Origin of the sequence: Acinetobacter sp. Z1, assembly GCF_024296945.1 — a bacterium.
In the GTDB taxonomy this organism is placed as follows: Bacteria; Pseudomonadota; Gammaproteobacteria; order Pseudomonadales; family Moraxellaceae; genus Acinetobacter; species Acinetobacter beijerinckii.
This window is the reverse complement of the sequence record NZ_CP101115.1, coordinates 2,021,318-2,037,530: the sequence shown is the minus strand read 5'-3', so window position 1 is coordinate 2,037,530 and position 16,213 is coordinate 2,021,318. Positions and strand designations below refer to the sequence as shown.

The window sequence follows — 16,213 nt, the reverse complement described above, 5'->3', positions numbered from 1 at the left end:
TATTATTGCTTATGCTTCGACAGTTTGAACTGCAATTTTTTTTGCTGGATCGACTTTACGGCGTACCGCAGGAACAGGCTCACCATGATACTGACGATCTGCAAAGTAGCTTGAACGAACCATTGGCGCAGACCAAATGTTTCTAAAACCTAATTTACGACCATGTTCAGCGTAACGCTCAAACTCTTCTGGTGTAACAAAACGATCAATCGGTGCATGCTGTTTAGAAGGCTGTAGATATTGACCAATGGTTACATAATCCACTTCATGTGCACGCAAATCATCGAGCAAAGAAATCACTTCTTCTTCAGTTTCACCAATACCCACCATCAAACCACATTTGGTTGGAACATCAGGGCAGTATTCTTTAAACATTTTCAAAAGAGTCAAAGAATGTTGGTAGTCAGAACCTGGACGCATTGCTTTGTATAAGCGAGGAACAGTCTCGATATTGTGGTTAAAAACGTCTGGTGGACATTCAGTCATAATGCGTAAAGCAATATCCATGCGACCACGGAAATCAGGAACTAAGATTTCAAGTAGCGTTTTTGGACTCAAAGCGCGAGCTTCTTTAATACAATCCACAAAATGTTGAGCGCCGCCATCTAATAGATCATCACGATCTACAGAGGTGATAACTGCATATTTCAAACCCAAGTTTGAAATCGTTTCAGCCATGTGTCGTGGTTCATCAGCATCGAGTGCATTTGGTCGACCATGAGCAACGTCACAGAAAGGACAACGGCGAGTGCAGATATCGCCCATAATCATAAAAGTCGCAGTACCACCACCAAAACACTCTGGAAGGTTAGGGCAGGCAGCTTCTTCACAAACAGTATGGAGTTTTTGCGAACGTAGAGTTGTTTTTATACGCTGAACCTCTTCAGGTGCAGTCATTTTGACGCGAATCCAGTCTGGTTTACGAGGTACTTCAACCGTAGGTATAACTTTTACAGGAATTCTAGCGACTTTTTCTGCGCCACGAAGTTTTATGCCCTGTTCAGGTTTACGGTGTTCAGACATCTTGTTTTCTACAACCTATTACTTGAGATATTGGATTATTATAGTCAAATTTACAGGTTTATAGGATGAAATAGGTATTCATTTTGAAAATGTGAATATATAAAAATATATGGTTGAGAAATACATCAACCCATAGCATATTAGTTATCATATATATAGAAGTAAACAGCGAACAGATAAAGGAGCTTTGAATGCCACGTAAGAAAGAGGTCGTTGGTGGGAATGTTGTAAAATTTGATGCAGTCATTCTCGGTTCTGGCCCAGCTGGTGAAGGCGCGGCAATGAAGCTAGCTAAAGCAGGTAGAAAAGTAGCAATCGTCGATGTACGTGATCAACTCGGTGGTAACTGTGCACATGTCGGTACAATTCCAAGTAAAGCCTTACGTCAAACAGTTTCAAGTATTATCCGTTATCAGCGTGATCCAATGTTTCAAAAAGTAGGTGAGTGGAAACAATTCACCATGAAACAAGTGTTACGCAACGCGCATAAAGTAATTCAACAGCAAGTTGACACGCATACACGTTTTTATGATCGTAATAAGATTGATGTTTTTCATGGTCGTGCATACATCCAAGACAAAAATACGGTTTTAATTTTTGGTCAGGATGGTATTAAAGATACGATTATTTGTAAGCAAATTGTGATTGCAACGGGTAGCCGTCCTTATCAACCGCAGGGACTGGATTTTAACCATCCACGTGTCTTTGATTCAGACAAAATTCTTGATTTGGATTATTCAATTCAAAAAATTATTATTTATGGTGCTGGTGTTATTGGTTGTGAATACGCATCGATTTTCATCGGTTTAGATCATAAAGTTGATTTAATTAATACGCAGCAAAAATTATTGAGCTACCTCGATGATGAAATTGCAGATGCATTGTCTTATCACTTACGTGAACAAGGTGTGCTAATTCGTCACAATGAACAAATTGATCGCCTAGAAACCTTTGATGATCATGTGGTATTACATTTGCTTAGTGGTAAGAAAATTAAAGCTGATGCCATCTTATGGTGTAACGGTCGTTCGGGTAATACGGATGGTTTAGGACTCGAGAATGTAGGTCTTGTACCAAACAATCGTGGTCAGTTGATGGTGAATGATCAATATCAGACTGAGGTTGATAATATATTTGCTGCTGGTGATGTGATCGGTTGGCCGTCACTTGCATCTGCTGCTTATGACCAAGGACGTTGCGCTGGCGCAAATATGGTTGGTGAAAAGAATGTTAAACCAATTAAAGACGTGCCAACAGGAATTTATACCATTCCTGAAATTTCGTCGATTGGTAAGACAGAGCAGGAACTAACTGAAGAAAAGGTTCCTTACGAAGTTGGACAGGCATCATTCCGTCATCTCGCCCGCGCACAAATTACGGGTGATACGGTAGGTGAGTTAAAGATTTTGTTCCATAGAGATACTTTAGAGGTATTGGGTATTCACTGTTTCGGTAACAATGCGGCTGAAATTATCCATATTGGCCAAGTTGTGATGCATAGCCCAAACAATACATTAAAGTACTTTGTTGAAACGACATTCAACTATCCAACCATGGCAGAGGCTTATCGCGTGGCTGCTTTAAATGGAATAAATCGTCTATTCTAAAATATATAGACATTGTATGAGCAAAATGCCAATCAATCTGATTGGCATTTTGCTGTTTCATGAACAATAAAAGGTTAAATATGAAAATTCAAAAAAATAATTTAATAATCGTTGTTGTGATTGTTATTTTGATGACTGTTTATTTAGGTTTGGACTTAAAGCCGCAAGATCAAATTACTGATAAGTCACAAACAGAGCAGAGCAACACAGCAGTTTCAATCTCTGCGGATCAGTATAAGATCATGCAGGCTTTTCAACAGCAAAGCAGCAATATTCAAGTTCAAGGGCACGGTGTAGTAAAAGCAATTCTTCCTGATGATAATGATGGATCGAGACATCAAAAAATGATTCTCAAGTTAGAGAATGGTTTAACTGTTTTAATTGCTCACAATATTGATTTGGCACCCAGAATAGAAGGTTTGAAAAAAGGTGATACTGTTGAGTTTTATGGTGAATATGAATATAGCCAAAAGGGTGGTGTTATCCATTGGACGCACCATGATCCGCGTGGAAAACATATTGATGGATGGCTGAAATACCAAGGAAAAATATATCAATGATATTCTTCCTTGATAAGTTAACTGCAAGATATGCGCTAAATTAGCTTATAAGCCCCAGTTTTTGACGAGATTTCCATTTAGGTAGGACTTTAGCTAAATATGCATCCATACACCATACAGGGCCAATCAAGAGAAATTGTAGATCTTTAAAGAATGAAGGTTTCTTGCCTTCAACTTTATGCCCATAGAATTGCCCAATCCAAGCGATCACAAAGACACCAATATAGAATCCTACACCTACTGGTAAGATAATAATTAACCATGCCATGACTGCTAACAATGCTGCCATTGCCACCGCTAAAACAATATCTAAGCGTGCATAAAACACTAAAGTGAGAACGAGTAGTAAAGCAGTGAGTAAGGTACTAAAATGAGCGAGAATGCCAATAATTGAAAATAAAATTGCAGGAACACAAACCCAATGAATTTTCTTGTTGGTTTGATTTTGATGACTATCACTGTATTCATCAAACCATTCATCGATTGATTTCATTGTGCACTCCGTACTTTGATAATTTTTATCCATTCAATATACCGAAGATGATCCTAAGCGTCAAAATGATTCAAACCAATTTTTATAATCATTAAAAACAAAAAAACCACACGAGGTGGCTTTTTCATTTAAGCTTGTAATTTATGAGTTAGGTCCATCAACACGTTCGATGCTGACATTACCTGTACCTGAACTAGACATTCCAAGTTGCTTAGCAGCACCATAAGATAAATCTAATACACGGTTACCATGGAAAGGGCCACGGTCATTTACTTTTACAACTACGCTTTTACCATTATCTTTATTGGTAACGCGGATGTAACAGTTTAAAGGCAGACTACGGTGAGCAGCGGTCATCGCATTCATATCGAATGTTTCACCACTCGCCGTTTTACGACCATGGAATTGACGACCATACCAAGATGCAACACCATTTTGGCTAAACTTACGCACAGTGTTAGATGCAACTGCATTCAGTTTTTCAATCACTGAAGGCTCTTCTTCAGGGATATCGATTTTTGCTGCAATCGTCTGGCGACGTACTTGGTCACCTGAACGCTCAGTGATTGAAAGACTATTAACGTTAGAAAAACGAGAATTAAAATTTTGAGAATCTTTACTCAAAACGCGGGCAGCTAAATTAGAACCTTCCACATCATTAGTAAGTGATGAAGACTGAACCATTTCAGCATGTAACGGGCTTAAACTTAAGCCTGCCGTCAGCGCTATAATATATTTTAGCGAAAACTGCATTGTATAAACTCCTAGAGAACATGCTTTTCTATTTCAATAAACACTCTGAAATATAGTGCACATGTCTAATTATTCACTTTTGCAATTACTTTAACTTGGGTGGATAATATTCATCGCTTACGAAGTGTGTCTAGTCTTTAACGATAAATAGTTACAAAAAGGGTAAAAACTTACAGTTATGGATTAAAAAATAATCAATATTGTAACAATTTATGTATTTTGCTGAATATATATACTTTTATACAAAGAAAAATATTGACTTTTGGGTTGTATGTAAAAAAGCTAGCCTAACGGCTAGCTACTTCTGTGCCTAATAACCATACTGCTGTCGCATACATACGGCTTTTATTGTAGGTCGTAATCACTTGGAAATTTGGATAAGTGATGTAGTAAATTGGACCGAATTGATCTTGTAATTGAATGACATTCACTAAGTCTAAATCATCAATTTTTACCACTGGATCTATGGGTGCAATACCCAATCTTTTTAATTCACCATAAGGTCGTGGTTGAGTCAAATCTTTTGCAATGATGCTATCTGGATTATTGCCAAGATACCGAGCGGGGAAGCCGATTGGACGGTCACGTTCCCAACCATACTGAGCTAAATAATTTGCAATAGAACCAATGGCATCGGTGGCAGAATTTCTTAAATCAATGTGCCCATTGCCATCATAATCGACACCTAATTTTTGAATATTACTTGGCATAAATTGTGGATAACCAATCGCACCAGCATACGATCCAACAATACTATTTGTTGGATAGCCTTCTTTATATGTCCATGAGATTAATGCAGCAAGCTCATCACTAAAATATTCTGCTCGGCGTGGATAACCAAAGGCTAAAGTTGCTAATGCGTCACGAGTGATGAATGAGCCTTTATTTGCTCCGTAACCTGTTTCAACCCCCAATATTCCTAAAATAACCGCTTTAGGGACCCCATACTGCTGTTCTGCGCGATTCAGTACATCTTCATATTGGTTTTTGAAACGAATACCACGTTGAATGGTACCTTCAGCTAAAAACATCGAACGATAATCGTACCAAGGCTTACTTTCTCCTGGGCGAGTCATAATGTTTAAAATATTAGGTAAGTTGCGTGCACCACTCATTGCCGCATCGACTTGCTCACTGCTTAAACCATAAGTGCTCATGGTTTTTTGCTTGAAGTTAGCGTAATTAGGATCATTATAAAATTCATTTGCTTGTGCCCAATTACTGCTTAAAAATAAACTGGCACTCAAAGTCATAAATTTAAAAGTTTTATTTAAAGTTGGATGAAACATATGTTTATAAAATTCCTCGTTATCGATGTGTATGAATAGACATAACCAGTCCAAAAGTTGACATAAGAGTAATAATTGCAGTTCCACCATAACTCATGAACGGCAAAGGCACACCTACCACTGGTAAAATACCACTGACCATACCCGCATTTACAAATACATAAACAAAAAATGACAAACCAAAGGCACCTGCAACCAAACGACCATAGTTATGGAAGCTTTGTAAACCGATTTGGAAGGTTCTAAAAATAATTGCACAATAAAGCAGAATCAGTAGGGTGACACCAATTAGTCCAAATTCTTCTGAATATGCAGCAATAATAAAATCTGTATGACCTTCAGGTAAAAAGTGAAGGTGTGATTGAGTACCTTCTAAAAAGCCCTTGCCTGAAAAGCCACCTGAACCAATCGCAGTTTTTGATTGGATAATATTCCAACCTGTACCAAGAGCATCGGCTTCAGGATCTAATAATGTTAAAACGCGCTGCCGTTGGTAATCATGTAGCAGAAATTGCCAAGCGATAGGAATAATAATTGCCACCACTCCAGCAGCAGCAGAAATGAGTTTCCACGACAGTCCACTTAAAAACAGTACAAAAATACCGCTTGCAAGCACAAGTAAAGATGTTCCTAGATCGGGTTGTTCTGCAATTAATAGAAATGGTACGACAATCAGCATCAAGGACAAAACGACCTGAGTGAAACTTGGAGGTAGAGCTTTGCGTGATAGGAACCACGCTACCATCATTGGCATGCCAATTTTCATAAATTCACTGGGCTGTACACTACCAAAACCAGGAATATCAATCCAACGCTGTGCTCCCATACGAACTTCACCAAAAATCACCACTGCGATAAGTGACAATACCCCGAAGATATAAAAGTATGGTGAAAAGGCTTGATAAACTTTTGGTGGAATTTGGGCAAGTCCAAACATTACCACAAAACCAATTCCGAAACTCATAGCTTGTTTACTGACTAGCCCAACATCTTGAGCGGAAGCGCTATATAAAACAGTTAGTCCAAGTATTGCATTTAGAACCAAAAAAAGACAAAGCCATGGATCTATATGGAGTTGTTGCCAACGCGAAGGGTGGTTAGCTGTGCTCAAGCCATCACGTGGTGCTTGGCGTAAAAATTTGTACTGTGAGCTTGGGGCCATGCGATTCTAAATCAACTCAATCAACGCTTCGCGAATGCTAACATAAACCCTGATTTAGACAATGCAAATTTAGAATTTGTGACACTTATAATCTTTGATTTTTTAAAAATATAAAAAAGCGACGATATGAATATCGTCGCCTTTTAGAGCTAATCTGAGCTTACTTTTGTACCAATAACTGATCGAAGTGTTTAGTAAATACTTCGAGTTCAACTTGGCTCAAACTTGGAATCAGCTTTTTGATAACAATATGTACTGCTGTTTCAACACCGCTGGTTGCAACACTTGCAACACCACGTTTTACCATGCCTAAACCTAATGTTTTATTATATTCAGTCATGAAGTGTTGGATAAGCGCATCTGCAAATGTCTTAAACTGTTGTGTTAAAGCATCACGTTGCTCTTTACCATTTCCTGCTGCTACTTCAGCAAAGCTTTTTTTCATATCATTAACAAGGCTATCAGGAAGTACAGTACCAATACGTTGTTTGCCTTCATTGTCGATAAACAAGCTTTTTTCCATGAACGCCAATGATTCTAAAACTTGATCATTTGAGGTTTTACCCAACAACTGTTTCATTAACGTTGAAACGATGCTGCGAATTTTTTGAGCAAGTTCTTCAGTTGTATCTCGTTTATCACTTGGTGGAAATTGTTGAACCAAATGAACCAACATGGTGTCAATTAACTCATCAGTTAGCTGTAGAGAAATTTTGTCACGTAAAGGGTATTGTGGCTCTTTACTGTTACGGTTGGCTTGTGCAAGTTGAATATCCTGACTCAACGTTGCCGATGGAAGAATACCGAAATAACTGGTCATTGAAGAACATCCTCTATATCAAATTTATTCGTTTTATTGTCGCGCCAAGCGAATTGGCTCGGGCATCCATGTCAAATCAGATACTCGGCATGGGTTAATATCCAAGCCCCCTCGACGAGTATACGTTGCATAGACCATCAGCTTTTCTGGTTGCAGCAATTGCCAAATATCAGCAAAGATTTGCTCAACACATTGCTCATGAAAACCATTATGCTGACGGTACGAGATAATATAAGCTAATACGCTGCGATAACAAGGTTTTTTACCCTTAAAACGAATAAAAACCGTGCCCCAATCGGGTTGACCAGTTACTGGGCAATTGCTTCTTAAAAGATGTGAATACAATTCAATCTCTATATCATCTTCCGCTGTATTATCTAATTGCAATAAGCTTGAGTCTGGGTGTTCTGAAAGACGTTCAGGAGTTAAATTGTCAATACAAATACCTTTCGGTTTAGAAATCTCTAAATCATCGACTTGGAACAGTTGCAGTTCAACTTTCCCACCAGCAGCATTTGACAGATCACGTTCTACTGTTTCTATAAAAGTATTTTGGGACTCAAATTGAGTGAAGTTCATACTATTGAAATAAAGTTTAAGTGACTTTGATTCAATCAGGTTAGGTGAGCTGGCTGGCAACATTAAACGACCAATCGCAACCTGTGGTAAACCAAGCTTATTTAGCCATGAAATTTCGAATACATGCCACCAGTCTTTGCCTTGAGTGATTCCTTCAACGTGTGCATATTGTTGACGGGATTCAGCACGGGCTATTGGAAATAAAACCTCTGGCTGATATTGAGTAGGGTATTGGGTGTCTTTACCCAATAAAGAATGTTCAACACTCATTCACGCATTCCTGAACCACGAGCTAATAAATGATAAGCAACTGCATACAGCACAACACAGCATAGAGTAACGATACTCAATGAGAATGTTACATTGACATCACTATGTCCTAAGATGCCAAAACGGAAAGCATTGACCATATATACAATTGGATTAATTAAAGATAAATTCTGCCAAAATGGACTTAAAGCACTAATCGCATAGAAAACACCACCAAGATAGGTGAGCGGTGTTAATACGAAGGTCGGGATAATTGAAATATCATCAAATGACTTCGCATAAACTGCATTAATGAAACCACCAAGCGAAAATAATAATGAAGTAATAATGACTGTATATATAGTCACGAAGAAATTATAAATTTCTAAGTGAGTAAAGAATAAACTCATGATAGTGACAATTAGCCCAACCAAGACACCGCGACTAACGCCGCCAATCACATATCCCCAAAGAATTAAATGTAATGGCACAGGACTCATGATCAGTTCTTCGATGCTTTTTTGGAATTTAGCACTAAAGAAGCTTGAAGATACGTTGGCGTAGCTGTTTGTGATCACCGCCATCATAATTAAGCCTGGCACAATAAACTGCATGTAGCTAAAGCCACCCATTTCACCAATGCGTGAGCCAACTAAATTACCGAAAATCACGAAATATAGGCTCATAGTGATCGCAGGCGGTAACAACGTTTGTGGCCAAATTCGCATAAAGCGACGAATTTCTTTAACAACTAAAGTCCATAGAGCGGTTTGTAATTGATTGAAATTCATTGATCCGCTCCTGCAAGATTTTTCTCCACCATTTTGACGAACAATTCTTCTAAGCGATTTGATTTATTACGCATACTACTGACTTGAATATTTTGCGATTGTAAAATTAAGAATAAATCATTCATGCTATGAGCTTTATCCATCGTGACTTCTAAGGTCATGGGATCAATTAAATTAAACTTAAAACCAATAATATCAAGCTGGAATTCATTTATTGGTTCAACAAGGTCACAAATAAATGATTCTTCATTGAGTTGATTGAGGAAACCTTTCATTGAGGTATCTTCTTTGATCACGCCACGATCAATAATCGCGATACGGCGACAAAGCATTTCGGCTTCTTCTAAATAATGTGTTGTAAGAATAATAGAAGTGCCTTTTTCATTCATTTCGGTGAGGAAATCCCACATTGAGCGGCGTAATTCAATATCGACACCCGCAGTAGGTTCGTCAAGAATAAGAAGTTTAGGTTCATGCATCATTGCGCGTGCAATCATTAAACGACGTTTCATACCACCTGATAACATACGTGATTGAATATTACGCTTTTCCCATAAGCCAAGTTTTTCTAAATAGAACTCTGCACGTTGTTCAGCCAGTTTTTTGGGAATTCCGTAATAACCCGCTTGTGTCACTAAAATATCAAATGTTTTTTCAAATTGACCGAAGTTAAACTCTTGAGGAACAACACCAAGACATTGTTTCGCATGGGATGGGTGGGTATCTAAGTTATGCCCAAAGATTTCCACTGTACCCGATGTTTTTTTGGTTAAAGAGCTAATAATACTAATCGTGGTAGATTTACCAGCACCATTAGGACCTAATAATGCATAAAATTCACCTTCAGGCACGGTTAAATCGATACCTTTTAACGCCTGAAAACCATTACGATAAGTTTTGGACAAACCGCTCAACACCAAAGCATCAGTCATAAACGTCTCACGTTGTTAAATAGAACGGGTATTTTGAGCGATATGAAAAAATAAACCAAGTAGAAAAATAGGTTTATGGCGTGTTAAAAACAGAACGTTGTTTTTTGAGCTTGATTCAAGGGTAAGAAGATCCGGTTCTGTTAAATTAAACTGTTTAAAAGTAATTAGATAATTTTATAAGATTGAAATCGTTGGTTTAATAGACAATAAACATTTTTGTTTAAGGCTATGTATTTACCAATATGCTTTTTTTGCCTATGATGTGCCTCGCATGCGCTCATAGCTCAACTGGATAGAGTACAGGTCTCCGAAGCCTGTGGCGTGGGTTCGAGTCCCGCTGAGCGCACCAAGATAACATTTTAATTTCTCTTATTTTTAATAATTTTCTGATAAAAACAAATCCTTCATAATTAGATTTGAGGGATTACATTTGTTTTGCTAATTTTGTCATATCAAATTATTTCTATATTTTATGAATTATAAATGTTGTACTGAATAATTAATGAGCTTTAATGTTTGATTCAATTGACTTGGTGAGATTCTCGATTCTTGTAATGAGGTAATCCATTGCATTTGGCAAGCTTTGAGTTGTTGAATCGTTTTTATAGATTGAATTTTTTGCACTAATGGGCGAGCCATGAGCCCACAATAGGTTGTGAGTGTTTGAATCATCACTTGTTGAATTTCAACAAATGGTAATTTTTCTAATGTTATGTCTTCAGGTTCAATATTTTCTATCGAGTTTAATGTAATTTGTTGGATTTGCTCTGATTGGGTTGCATTTAATATTTGTTCATTATCATTTTGATCAGCATTGATTTCACTTGTATTTTTTTGAGCTGTTTGTTCTGCTAATAGTCCCATTTCAATCAATTGCTGAACCAATTCATTGGGTGCAATTCTTTGTTTATAGTCTTGATCTAGTTCTTTAAAATCCTCATGATCAATTAAAAGCAGTAGACGGCGTTGACGTGCGGTTAAAGCAATACTACGTTCTTGGAGGGCAGTTTGCCCAAGCTCTGTTTTAAAAAAATGTGACATCTCTTAATCTCCCCCAATCAAGATCTAGACGGAGATTAAGTTAAGGTTGAAAAATGACAGTTACGTTAACATATTATTAAATATCATTGTCTTGTTTCGAGTAACTGGAAAATAATCTTGATTATATAATTTCCATTACTTTATCAGTTTATTTTCTAAGGCTTTTCTCAAATATGGATCAAGATCATCTTGGCGAAGTAACCACTGAATATAGTCAGCAGGTAAATCTTGAATAGAAGAACCTTTGTGTTTACCAAAAGTGATACTTTTTGGAATGCGTGCTTGTTCAGAAGCTATATATAGTTGTTCAATATTTTCAATGTTTAATTGATGAATGATATGCATCAAAATATTGGCAGTTAAGATAATATCCGCGTCTGCTCGATGAGCACCTTTAAGCATTTCGCGTGCTTTTTCACTTCCCTTTGAGATTAAATAAATAAGTGCAGAAATGTTATGTGCTTCTGCATCCTCCCAAACATGACGGGCGAGGGCAAGTGTACATATTGGTTTTAATTTAGAGGTATCTACACCACATCGTGCGATTGCAGCAATATCATAATCAACATTATGTCCAATAATATAAGTTGTCTCTGACGGGAGCTTAAATTCCTTATAAAAAGGTTGATCCGCTAGGTCTGATTCTAATATGTGATGCACCGCCATTGCAGCGAATGAAATAGGTTGTCCTACTTGGTAAAGCTGATCAAAGATTTTTTTCTTATCTAAGCTTAATTTTCCGTTTTCAATTTCGATCGGCGCATAAGCGATTTCAATTGGCAAACCATTCAATGTATGTGTTTCTGTATCTAAAATGATGGTTTGCATAAAGTAGACTCAAGTTTGATAGGATTTGATTATCTTACAAGAAATTTTCTCATAATCTGTTTCGAAAATACTTCAGATTTTGATTTTTTTAAGTTTTCTCGATGTTTTGAATAAATAAAAATCAAAAAATAAAAACAACTTGAAACATAATGAAATTAGGCGTAATTCTAATAAATGTTATTACAACCTTAGAGCATTCAGTCTAAGGAAAAAAATGAAAAATAGTTAAGGAAAAACTAGATGAAAATTAAACTATTAACGGTTGCGATGCTGAGTAGCACTTTGTTCTTGGCAGCATGTGGTGGCGATGATAATGGAACGACAATATTTGTTCCAAAACCTGAGATTCCTGAAAATAATATCAAAGATCCTGTGGTTGGAATGCCAACAGCATATACCAAAAGTAATTTTAGTCTTGTAGCGTCAGAAAGCTCTATTATGACTTACAAAATGTTAGGTAAAAATGGTCAAGAAACGATGGCAACCAGTTTGGTTTTTGTTCCTAAAGGAACAATGCCGGCTGGTGGTTGGAAAATTGTGGCTTGGGCGCACGGAACAACTGGTGTGGCTGATATTTGCGCGCCGAGTGGTAATTTAACTAATGAATATGTTCATGGAATGATTAGTAAATTTTTAACAGCAGGTTACATCGTCGTTGCGCCTGATTATGAAGGGCTTGGCGAACCGAGCGGGCGTGAACTTCATCCATTTTTAAATGTAAAAAGTGAGGCCTATTCAATTACCGATGCTGTAGTTGCAGCCAGATCTTATTTATCTAGTCAAGGAAAAATGACATCACGTCAATGGATGTCGGTCGGGCATTCACAAGGCGGGCAAGCCGCATTAGGAGCAGCTCAATATGCGAGCCGCGCAAAATTGGATTATAAAGGAACGGTTGCTGTAGCGCCTGCATCTAATCTTGGTGCAATTTTAATAAATGGAGAGCAATCTGTAAAAGATGCGCCTGTAAACTTTCAAATTCCAGTTTATGCACAACTTGATACTTTTACTGCATTGATTACTGCAGGTCTAAGAAATAATAATTTAACGTTCAGTTATTCAAATGTTTTTAAATCACCAACTGACTTAATTGCGAGTCAAGCTGAGTCAGACTGTTCAGATGTATTAGGTAATAAGTTTGTTGGCGGGATGCAAAATTATTTAAAAACAAATGTCGATTTGAAAAATTATCCTCGTACTCAAACAAACTTTATGGCTTTACCTATAGTGAAAGAGTTTTTAGAAAAAGATTCTCAACCTGCACAAGTTAAGCTTAATCAACCTGTTGTTATTTATCAGGGAGCAAAAGATACCACTGTACCAAAAGAAGCAACGGATGCTCTAGTTTTTGTTGCTGCTAGTAAAGGGTCTAATATTCGATATGTAACAAATCCTGAATGGGATCATAGAACGGCATATGAGCTTAATATTGAAAATATTTTGAATGATGTCAAATCAGTAATGCCACCTAGTAATTAAGATTTTAAGTTTTATCAAAACCCAATTTTCGTGATTTGAGGATTGGGCTTTATAGTTTTAAGCATAATGTTTTGAATAATACAGAAAAGAAAATAGATCAATTCCAGCAAATTAAAATTAATAGTGAAAGATGAATCAAATTCACCAATAATTAAATAAATATCAAGCTCTGTAACAGCAAACTTCATGCTATAATTCGCACCAATCTTTAGCACGGCTTAAAAGCCCTAATTTATAGGACCCTCCGCTAATGTTTGCCAATATCTCTATTGCTGAATTTGATCCAGAATTAGCTCAAGCGATTGCTTCGGAAGGCGACCGCCAAGAAGCTCACATCGAGTTAATTGCTTCTGAAAACTATTGCTCTAAAGCTGTAATGGAAGCTCAAGGCTCGAAACTTACTAACAAATATGCAGAAGGCTATCCGGGCAAACGCTATTATGGCGGTTGTGAATATGTTGACGTTATTGAGCAACTTGCAATTGACCGTGCGAAAGAGTTGTTTGGAGCAGATTATGCAAACGTACAACCACATGCAGGCTCACAAGCAAACTCAGCAGTTTACTTAGCGCTTCTTAATCCTGGTGATACAGTATTAGGCATGAGCTTGGCTCACGGTGGTCACTTGACTCACGGTGCTAAAGTTAGCTTCTCTGGTAAAACATATAATGCAATCCAGTACGGTTTGAACCCTGAAACAGGTGAAATCGATTATGAAGAAGTTGAGCGTTTAGCTTTAGAACACAAGCCACGTATGATCGTAGCTGGTTTCTCTGCTTATAGCCGTGTTGTAGATTGGCAACGTTTCCGTGATATCGCGGATAAAGTTGGGGCTTACCTTTTTGTTGATATGGCGCATGTTGCAGGTTTAGTTGCTGCTGGTGTTTATCCAAACCCAGTTCAAATTGCTGATGTAACGACAACGACTACTCATAAAACGCTTCGTGGTCCGCGTTCTGGTTTAATTCTTGCGAAAGCAAATGAAGAAATCGAAAAGAAACTTCAATCAGCTGTATTCCCAGGCAACCAAGGTGGTCCTTTAATGCATGCAATTGCTGCTAAAGCAATCTGTTTTAAAGAAGCTATGGCACCTGAATATAAAACTTACCAACAGCAAGTTGTTAAAAATGCTCAAGCTATGGCTGAAGTATTCATTGCTCGTGGTTATGATGTTGTATCTGGTGGTACTGATAACCATTTATTCTTATTATCTTTAATTAAACAAGAAGATGTAACGGGTAAAGACGCTGATGCATGGTTAGGCGCTGCTCATATCACAGTAAATAAAAACGCTGTTCCAAATGACCCACGTTCTCCATTCGTAACTTCTGGTATTCGTATTGGTACACCAGCTGTAACAACTCGTGGTTTTGGTGAAGCTGAAGTTCGCGACCTTGCAGGTTGGATCGCTGACATTATCGATAGCAAAGGTGATGAAAAAGTTATCGCTGATGTTAAAGCTAAAGTTGAAACGGTTTGTGCTAAATTCCCTGTATATGCAAACTAATTTGTATATCTAAAAAAGCGCCGTCAGGCGCTTTTTTTATTCAAATTTTCTAAAAGTTCTAAACAAAGTGTTTTCTTGCAGAGCATCATATTGGTGCTAATTTTTATCTCTTGTCTCAAATTATCCCTAAAAATGATCAAATAAGTATTACGAATGCGAAAAATCGTAATACTTATTTGGCATGTCTTTTGCTTCACCTAAACATAGCTAAAAGTTGTCTAGGGTTCCGATGTTGATCAACATGACTGGTCCGAGAGATAACGGTTCGATAGAACTACACGGAGGGATAAAAGCCCGGGAGGTCAGGCATTTTGCCATTACGAGGTTAAATTATCCGCAAGAGGTGTGTTATGAATCAATCGTCTTATCACGACAATCAGATACTTTGGGATGAAAAATTACCAGGCGGGCATCATTGGTCTGGTCGTATTCAAAGGGGTACGGTATTACAAGTTGAAGCACTCAATGAAAATGCCAATCTTGCTTTGTTTTGTGTAAATGCAGAAGAAAAATTAGAACGTTTTAATATGCCAGACAGCTTAAAGGCACAGCACACTGCATTTTTGTCAACGGGACATGTTTTATATTCAGATTTAGGTCGGGTAATGGCATCAATTGTGAAAGATGATCACGGTTGGAATGATGTTTTTTGTGGCCCAAGTACAGCAGCACAGATTGAAAAAAAATATGGTAAGCAAAATTTCCAACAAGCACGTAATGACATGTTTCAAAATGGATTAGACAGTTTATTGGTTGAGTTAACCAAATTTGGTTTAAGACAAGCTGATTTGACAGCCACAGTTAATTTATTTTCTAAGGTTCAACCTGATGATAGTGGAAAATTAACTTATCTTAAAAATGATAATCGTCATCAAATAATAGAGTTGCGCTTTGAGATGGATTGTTTGGTCTTTCTTTCTGCGGCACCACATCCTTTAGATCAAACAGAAACTTATCAACCTGCTGATATTCAACTTCGATTATTTAAAGCCAATCCTCTAACCGAAATTGATATTTGCAAAGATTCATGCCCGCAAAATCAACGTGGTTTTGCCAACAATAAACGCTATTACGCATTATCAAATTAAGGATTGGAGAAC

The 16,213-nt window shown here is 37.4% G+C and carries 16 protein-coding genes, 1 tRNA gene and 1 riboswitch; of the genes, 6 read left to right on the top strand and 11 right to left on the bottom strand.

What is annotated here, in order from left to right:
• Positions 1 to 9: 9 nt before the first annotated feature.
• Positions 10 to 1,023, bottom strand: a complete 1,014-nt coding sequence (lipA, locus tag NGC85_RS09535) for a lipoyl synthase (protein ID WP_254730567.1) — start codon at positions 1,021 to 1,023, stop codon at positions 10 to 12.
• A 191-nt stretch (positions 1,024 to 1,214) separates the two neighbouring features.
• Here lipA and sthA point away from each other — a divergent pair, with 191 nt between their 5' ends.
• Both sthA and NGC85_RS09525 read left to right on the top strand, forming a co-directional pair.
• A complete protein-coding gene (gene sthA / locus NGC85_RS09530; protein WP_005053550.1) occupies positions 1,215 to 2,630 on the top strand; it encodes a Si-specific NAD(P)(+) transhydrogenase in 1,416 nt (471 codons plus the stop codon).
• Positions 2,631 to 2,710: 80 nt separating this feature from the next.
• Positions 2,711 to 3,190 (top strand): DUF3465 domain-containing protein, encoded by a 480-nt coding sequence (locus NGC85_RS09525; protein WP_254730564.1) that lies wholly within the window; start codon positions 2,711 to 2,713, stop codon positions 3,188 to 3,190.
• A gap of 40 nt (positions 3,191 to 3,230) precedes the next feature.
• Here the strand turns inward: NGC85_RS09525 and NGC85_RS09520 are convergent, their stop codons facing one another.
• The 8 genes from NGC85_RS09520 to NGC85_RS09485 form a co-directional block, all read right to left on the bottom strand.
• Positions 3,231 to 3,683: a DUF962 domain-containing protein gene (locus NGC85_RS09520; protein WP_254730561.1), complete on the bottom strand. Its 453-nt coding sequence runs from the start codon at positions 3,681 to 3,683 to the stop codon at positions 3,231 to 3,233.
• 141 nt (positions 3,684 to 3,824) lie between these two features.
• The gene (locus NGC85_RS09515; RefSeq protein ID WP_005053557.1) at positions 3,825 to 4,436 is read right to left on the bottom strand and encodes a septal ring lytic transglycosylase RlpA family protein; all 612 of its coding nucleotides are present in this window, start codon (positions 4,434 to 4,436) and stop codon (positions 3,825 to 3,827) included.
• A gap of 287 nt (positions 4,437 to 4,723) precedes the next feature.
• Entirely contained in the window at positions 4,724 to 5,689 is a 966-nt protein-coding gene (mltB, locus tag NGC85_RS09510) for a lytic murein transglycosylase B (RefSeq protein WP_254805582.1), read from the bottom strand.
• 55 nt (positions 5,690 to 5,744) lie between these two features.
• Positions 5,745 to 6,887: a rod shape-determining protein RodA gene (rodA, locus tag NGC85_RS09505; RefSeq protein ID WP_254730558.1), complete on the bottom strand. Its 1,143-nt coding sequence runs from the start codon at positions 6,885 to 6,887 to the stop codon at positions 5,745 to 5,747.
• Between the two features lie 160 nt (positions 6,888 to 7,047).
• The gene (locus NGC85_RS09500) at positions 7,048 to 7,707 is read right to left on the bottom strand and encodes a hypothetical protein (protein ID WP_005053565.1); all 660 of its coding nucleotides are present in this window, start codon (positions 7,705 to 7,707) and stop codon (positions 7,048 to 7,050) included.
• Between the two features lie 33 nt (positions 7,708 to 7,740).
• Positions 7,741 to 8,556, bottom strand: a complete 816-nt coding sequence (queF, locus tag NGC85_RS09495; RefSeq protein ID WP_254730555.1) for an NADPH-dependent 7-cyano-7-deazaguanine reductase QueF — start codon at positions 8,554 to 8,556, stop codon at positions 7,741 to 7,743.
• Positions 8,553 to 9,326 (bottom strand): ABC transporter permease, encoded by a 774-nt coding sequence (locus NGC85_RS09490; protein WP_254730552.1) that lies wholly within the window; start codon positions 9,324 to 9,326, stop codon positions 8,553 to 8,555. Before NGC85_RS09490 ends, queF begins: the two co-directional genes overlap by 4 nt.
• Positions 9,323 to 10,258 carry an ABC transporter ATP-binding protein gene (locus NGC85_RS09485; protein WP_005053571.1) on the bottom strand — a complete coding sequence of 312 codons (936 nt, stop codon included), beginning with the start codon at positions 10,256 to 10,258 and terminating at the stop codon, positions 9,323 to 9,325. Before NGC85_RS09485 ends, NGC85_RS09490 begins: the two co-directional genes overlap by 4 nt.
• A gap of 273 nt (positions 10,259 to 10,531) precedes the next feature.
• On the opposite strand from NGC85_RS09485, the gene NGC85_RS09480 reads away from it, so the two are divergent.
• Positions 10,532 to 10,607: transfer RNA gene (locus tag NGC85_RS09480), tRNA-Arg, on the top strand.
• Positions 10,608 to 10,735: 128 nt separating this feature from the next.
• Here NGC85_RS09480 and NGC85_RS09475 read toward each other — a convergent pair.
• Positions 10,736 to 11,299 carry a hypothetical protein gene (locus NGC85_RS09475; RefSeq protein WP_254730549.1) on the bottom strand — a complete coding sequence of 188 codons (564 nt, stop codon included), beginning with the start codon at positions 11,297 to 11,299 and terminating at the stop codon, positions 10,736 to 10,738.
• A gap of 135 nt (positions 11,300 to 11,434) precedes the next feature.
• Complete coding sequence (locus tag NGC85_RS09470; protein ID WP_254730546.1) at positions 11,435 to 12,127, bottom strand: 3'-5' exonuclease; 693 nt, start codon at positions 12,125 to 12,127, stop codon at positions 11,435 to 11,437.
• A 240-nt stretch (positions 12,128 to 12,367) separates the two neighbouring features.
• On the opposite strand from NGC85_RS09470, the gene NGC85_RS09465 reads away from it, so the two are divergent.
• The 3 genes from NGC85_RS09465 to NGC85_RS09455 all read left to right on the top strand — a co-directional run bounded on the left by NGC85_RS09465 (position 12,368) and on the right by NGC85_RS09455 (position 16,201).
• Positions 12,368 to 13,606, top strand: a complete 1,239-nt coding sequence (locus tag NGC85_RS09465) for a prolyl oligopeptidase family serine peptidase (protein ID WP_254730543.1) — start codon at positions 12,368 to 12,370, stop codon at positions 13,604 to 13,606.
• Between the two features lie 250 nt (positions 13,607 to 13,856).
• A complete protein-coding gene (gene glyA / locus NGC85_RS09460) occupies positions 13,857 to 15,113 on the top strand; it encodes a serine hydroxymethyltransferase (protein WP_005053578.1) in 1,257 nt (418 codons plus the stop codon).
• A gap of 207 nt (positions 15,114 to 15,320) precedes the next feature.
• Positions 15,321 to 15,416: riboswitch (guanidine-I (ykkC/yxkD leader) on the top strand.
• Between the two features lie 47 nt (positions 15,417 to 15,463).
• Positions 15,464 to 16,201, top strand: a complete 738-nt coding sequence (locus tag NGC85_RS09455; RefSeq protein WP_254730540.1) for an urea amidolyase associated protein UAAP1 — start codon at positions 15,464 to 15,466, stop codon at positions 16,199 to 16,201.
• Positions 16,202 to 16,213: the final 12 nt, after the last annotated feature.

What these genes read in the sequence shown, in the direction of transcription:
- NGC85_RS09485 (WP_005053571.1), bottom strand. Translation starts at nt 10,258, where the DNA reads ATGACTGATGCTTTGGTGTTGAGCGGTTTGTCCAAAACTTATCGTAAT.
- lipA (WP_254730567.1), bottom strand. Translation starts at nt 1,023, where the DNA reads ATGTCTGAACACCGTAAACCTGAACAGGGCATAAAACTTCGTGGCGCA.
- NGC85_RS09455 (WP_254730540.1), top strand. Translation starts at nt 15,464, where the DNA reads ATGAATCAATCGTCTTATCACGACAATCAGATACTTTGGGATGAAAAA.
- NGC85_RS09500 (WP_005053565.1), bottom strand. Translation starts at nt 7,707, where the DNA reads ATGACCAGTTATTTCGGTATTCTTCCATCGGCAACGTTGAGTCAGGAT.
- glyA (WP_005053578.1), top strand. Translation starts at nt 13,857, where the DNA reads ATGTTTGCCAATATCTCTATTGCTGAATTTGATCCAGAATTAGCTCAA.
- NGC85_RS09525 (WP_254730564.1), top strand. Translation starts at nt 2,711, where the DNA reads ATGAAAATTCAAAAAAATAATTTAATAATCGTTGTTGTGATTGTTATT.
- NGC85_RS09515 (WP_005053557.1), bottom strand. Translation starts at nt 4,436, where the DNA reads ATGCAGTTTTCGCTAAAATATATTATAGCGCTGACGGCAGGCTTAAGT.
- NGC85_RS09465 (WP_254730543.1), top strand. Translation starts at nt 12,368, where the DNA reads ATGAAAATTAAACTATTAACGGTTGCGATGCTGAGTAGCACTTTGTTC.
- NGC85_RS09520 (WP_254730561.1), bottom strand. Translation starts at nt 3,683, where the DNA reads ATGAAATCAATCGATGAATGGTTTGATGAATACAGTGATAGTCATCAA.
- queF (WP_254730555.1), bottom strand. Translation starts at nt 8,556, where the DNA reads ATGAGTGTTGAACATTCTTTATTGGGTAAAGACACCCAATACCCTACT.
- NGC85_RS09490 (WP_254730552.1), bottom strand. Translation starts at nt 9,326, where the DNA reads ATGAATTTCAATCAATTACAAACCGCTCTATGGACTTTAGTTGTTAAA.
- sthA (WP_005053550.1), top strand. Translation starts at nt 1,215, where the DNA reads ATGCCACGTAAGAAAGAGGTCGTTGGTGGGAATGTTGTAAAATTTGAT.
- rodA (WP_254730558.1), bottom strand. Translation starts at nt 6,887, where the DNA reads ATGGCCCCAAGCTCACAGTACAAATTTTTACGCCAAGCACCACGTGAT.
- NGC85_RS09475 (WP_254730549.1), bottom strand. Translation starts at nt 11,299, where the DNA reads ATGTCACATTTTTTTAAAACAGAGCTTGGGCAAACTGCCCTCCAAGAA.
- NGC85_RS09470 (WP_254730546.1), bottom strand. Translation starts at nt 12,127, where the DNA reads ATGCAAACCATCATTTTAGATACAGAAACACATACATTGAATGGTTTG.
- mltB (WP_254805582.1), bottom strand. Translation starts at nt 5,689, where the DNA reads ATGACTTTGAGTGCCAGTTTATTTTTAAGCAGTAATTGGGCACAAGCA.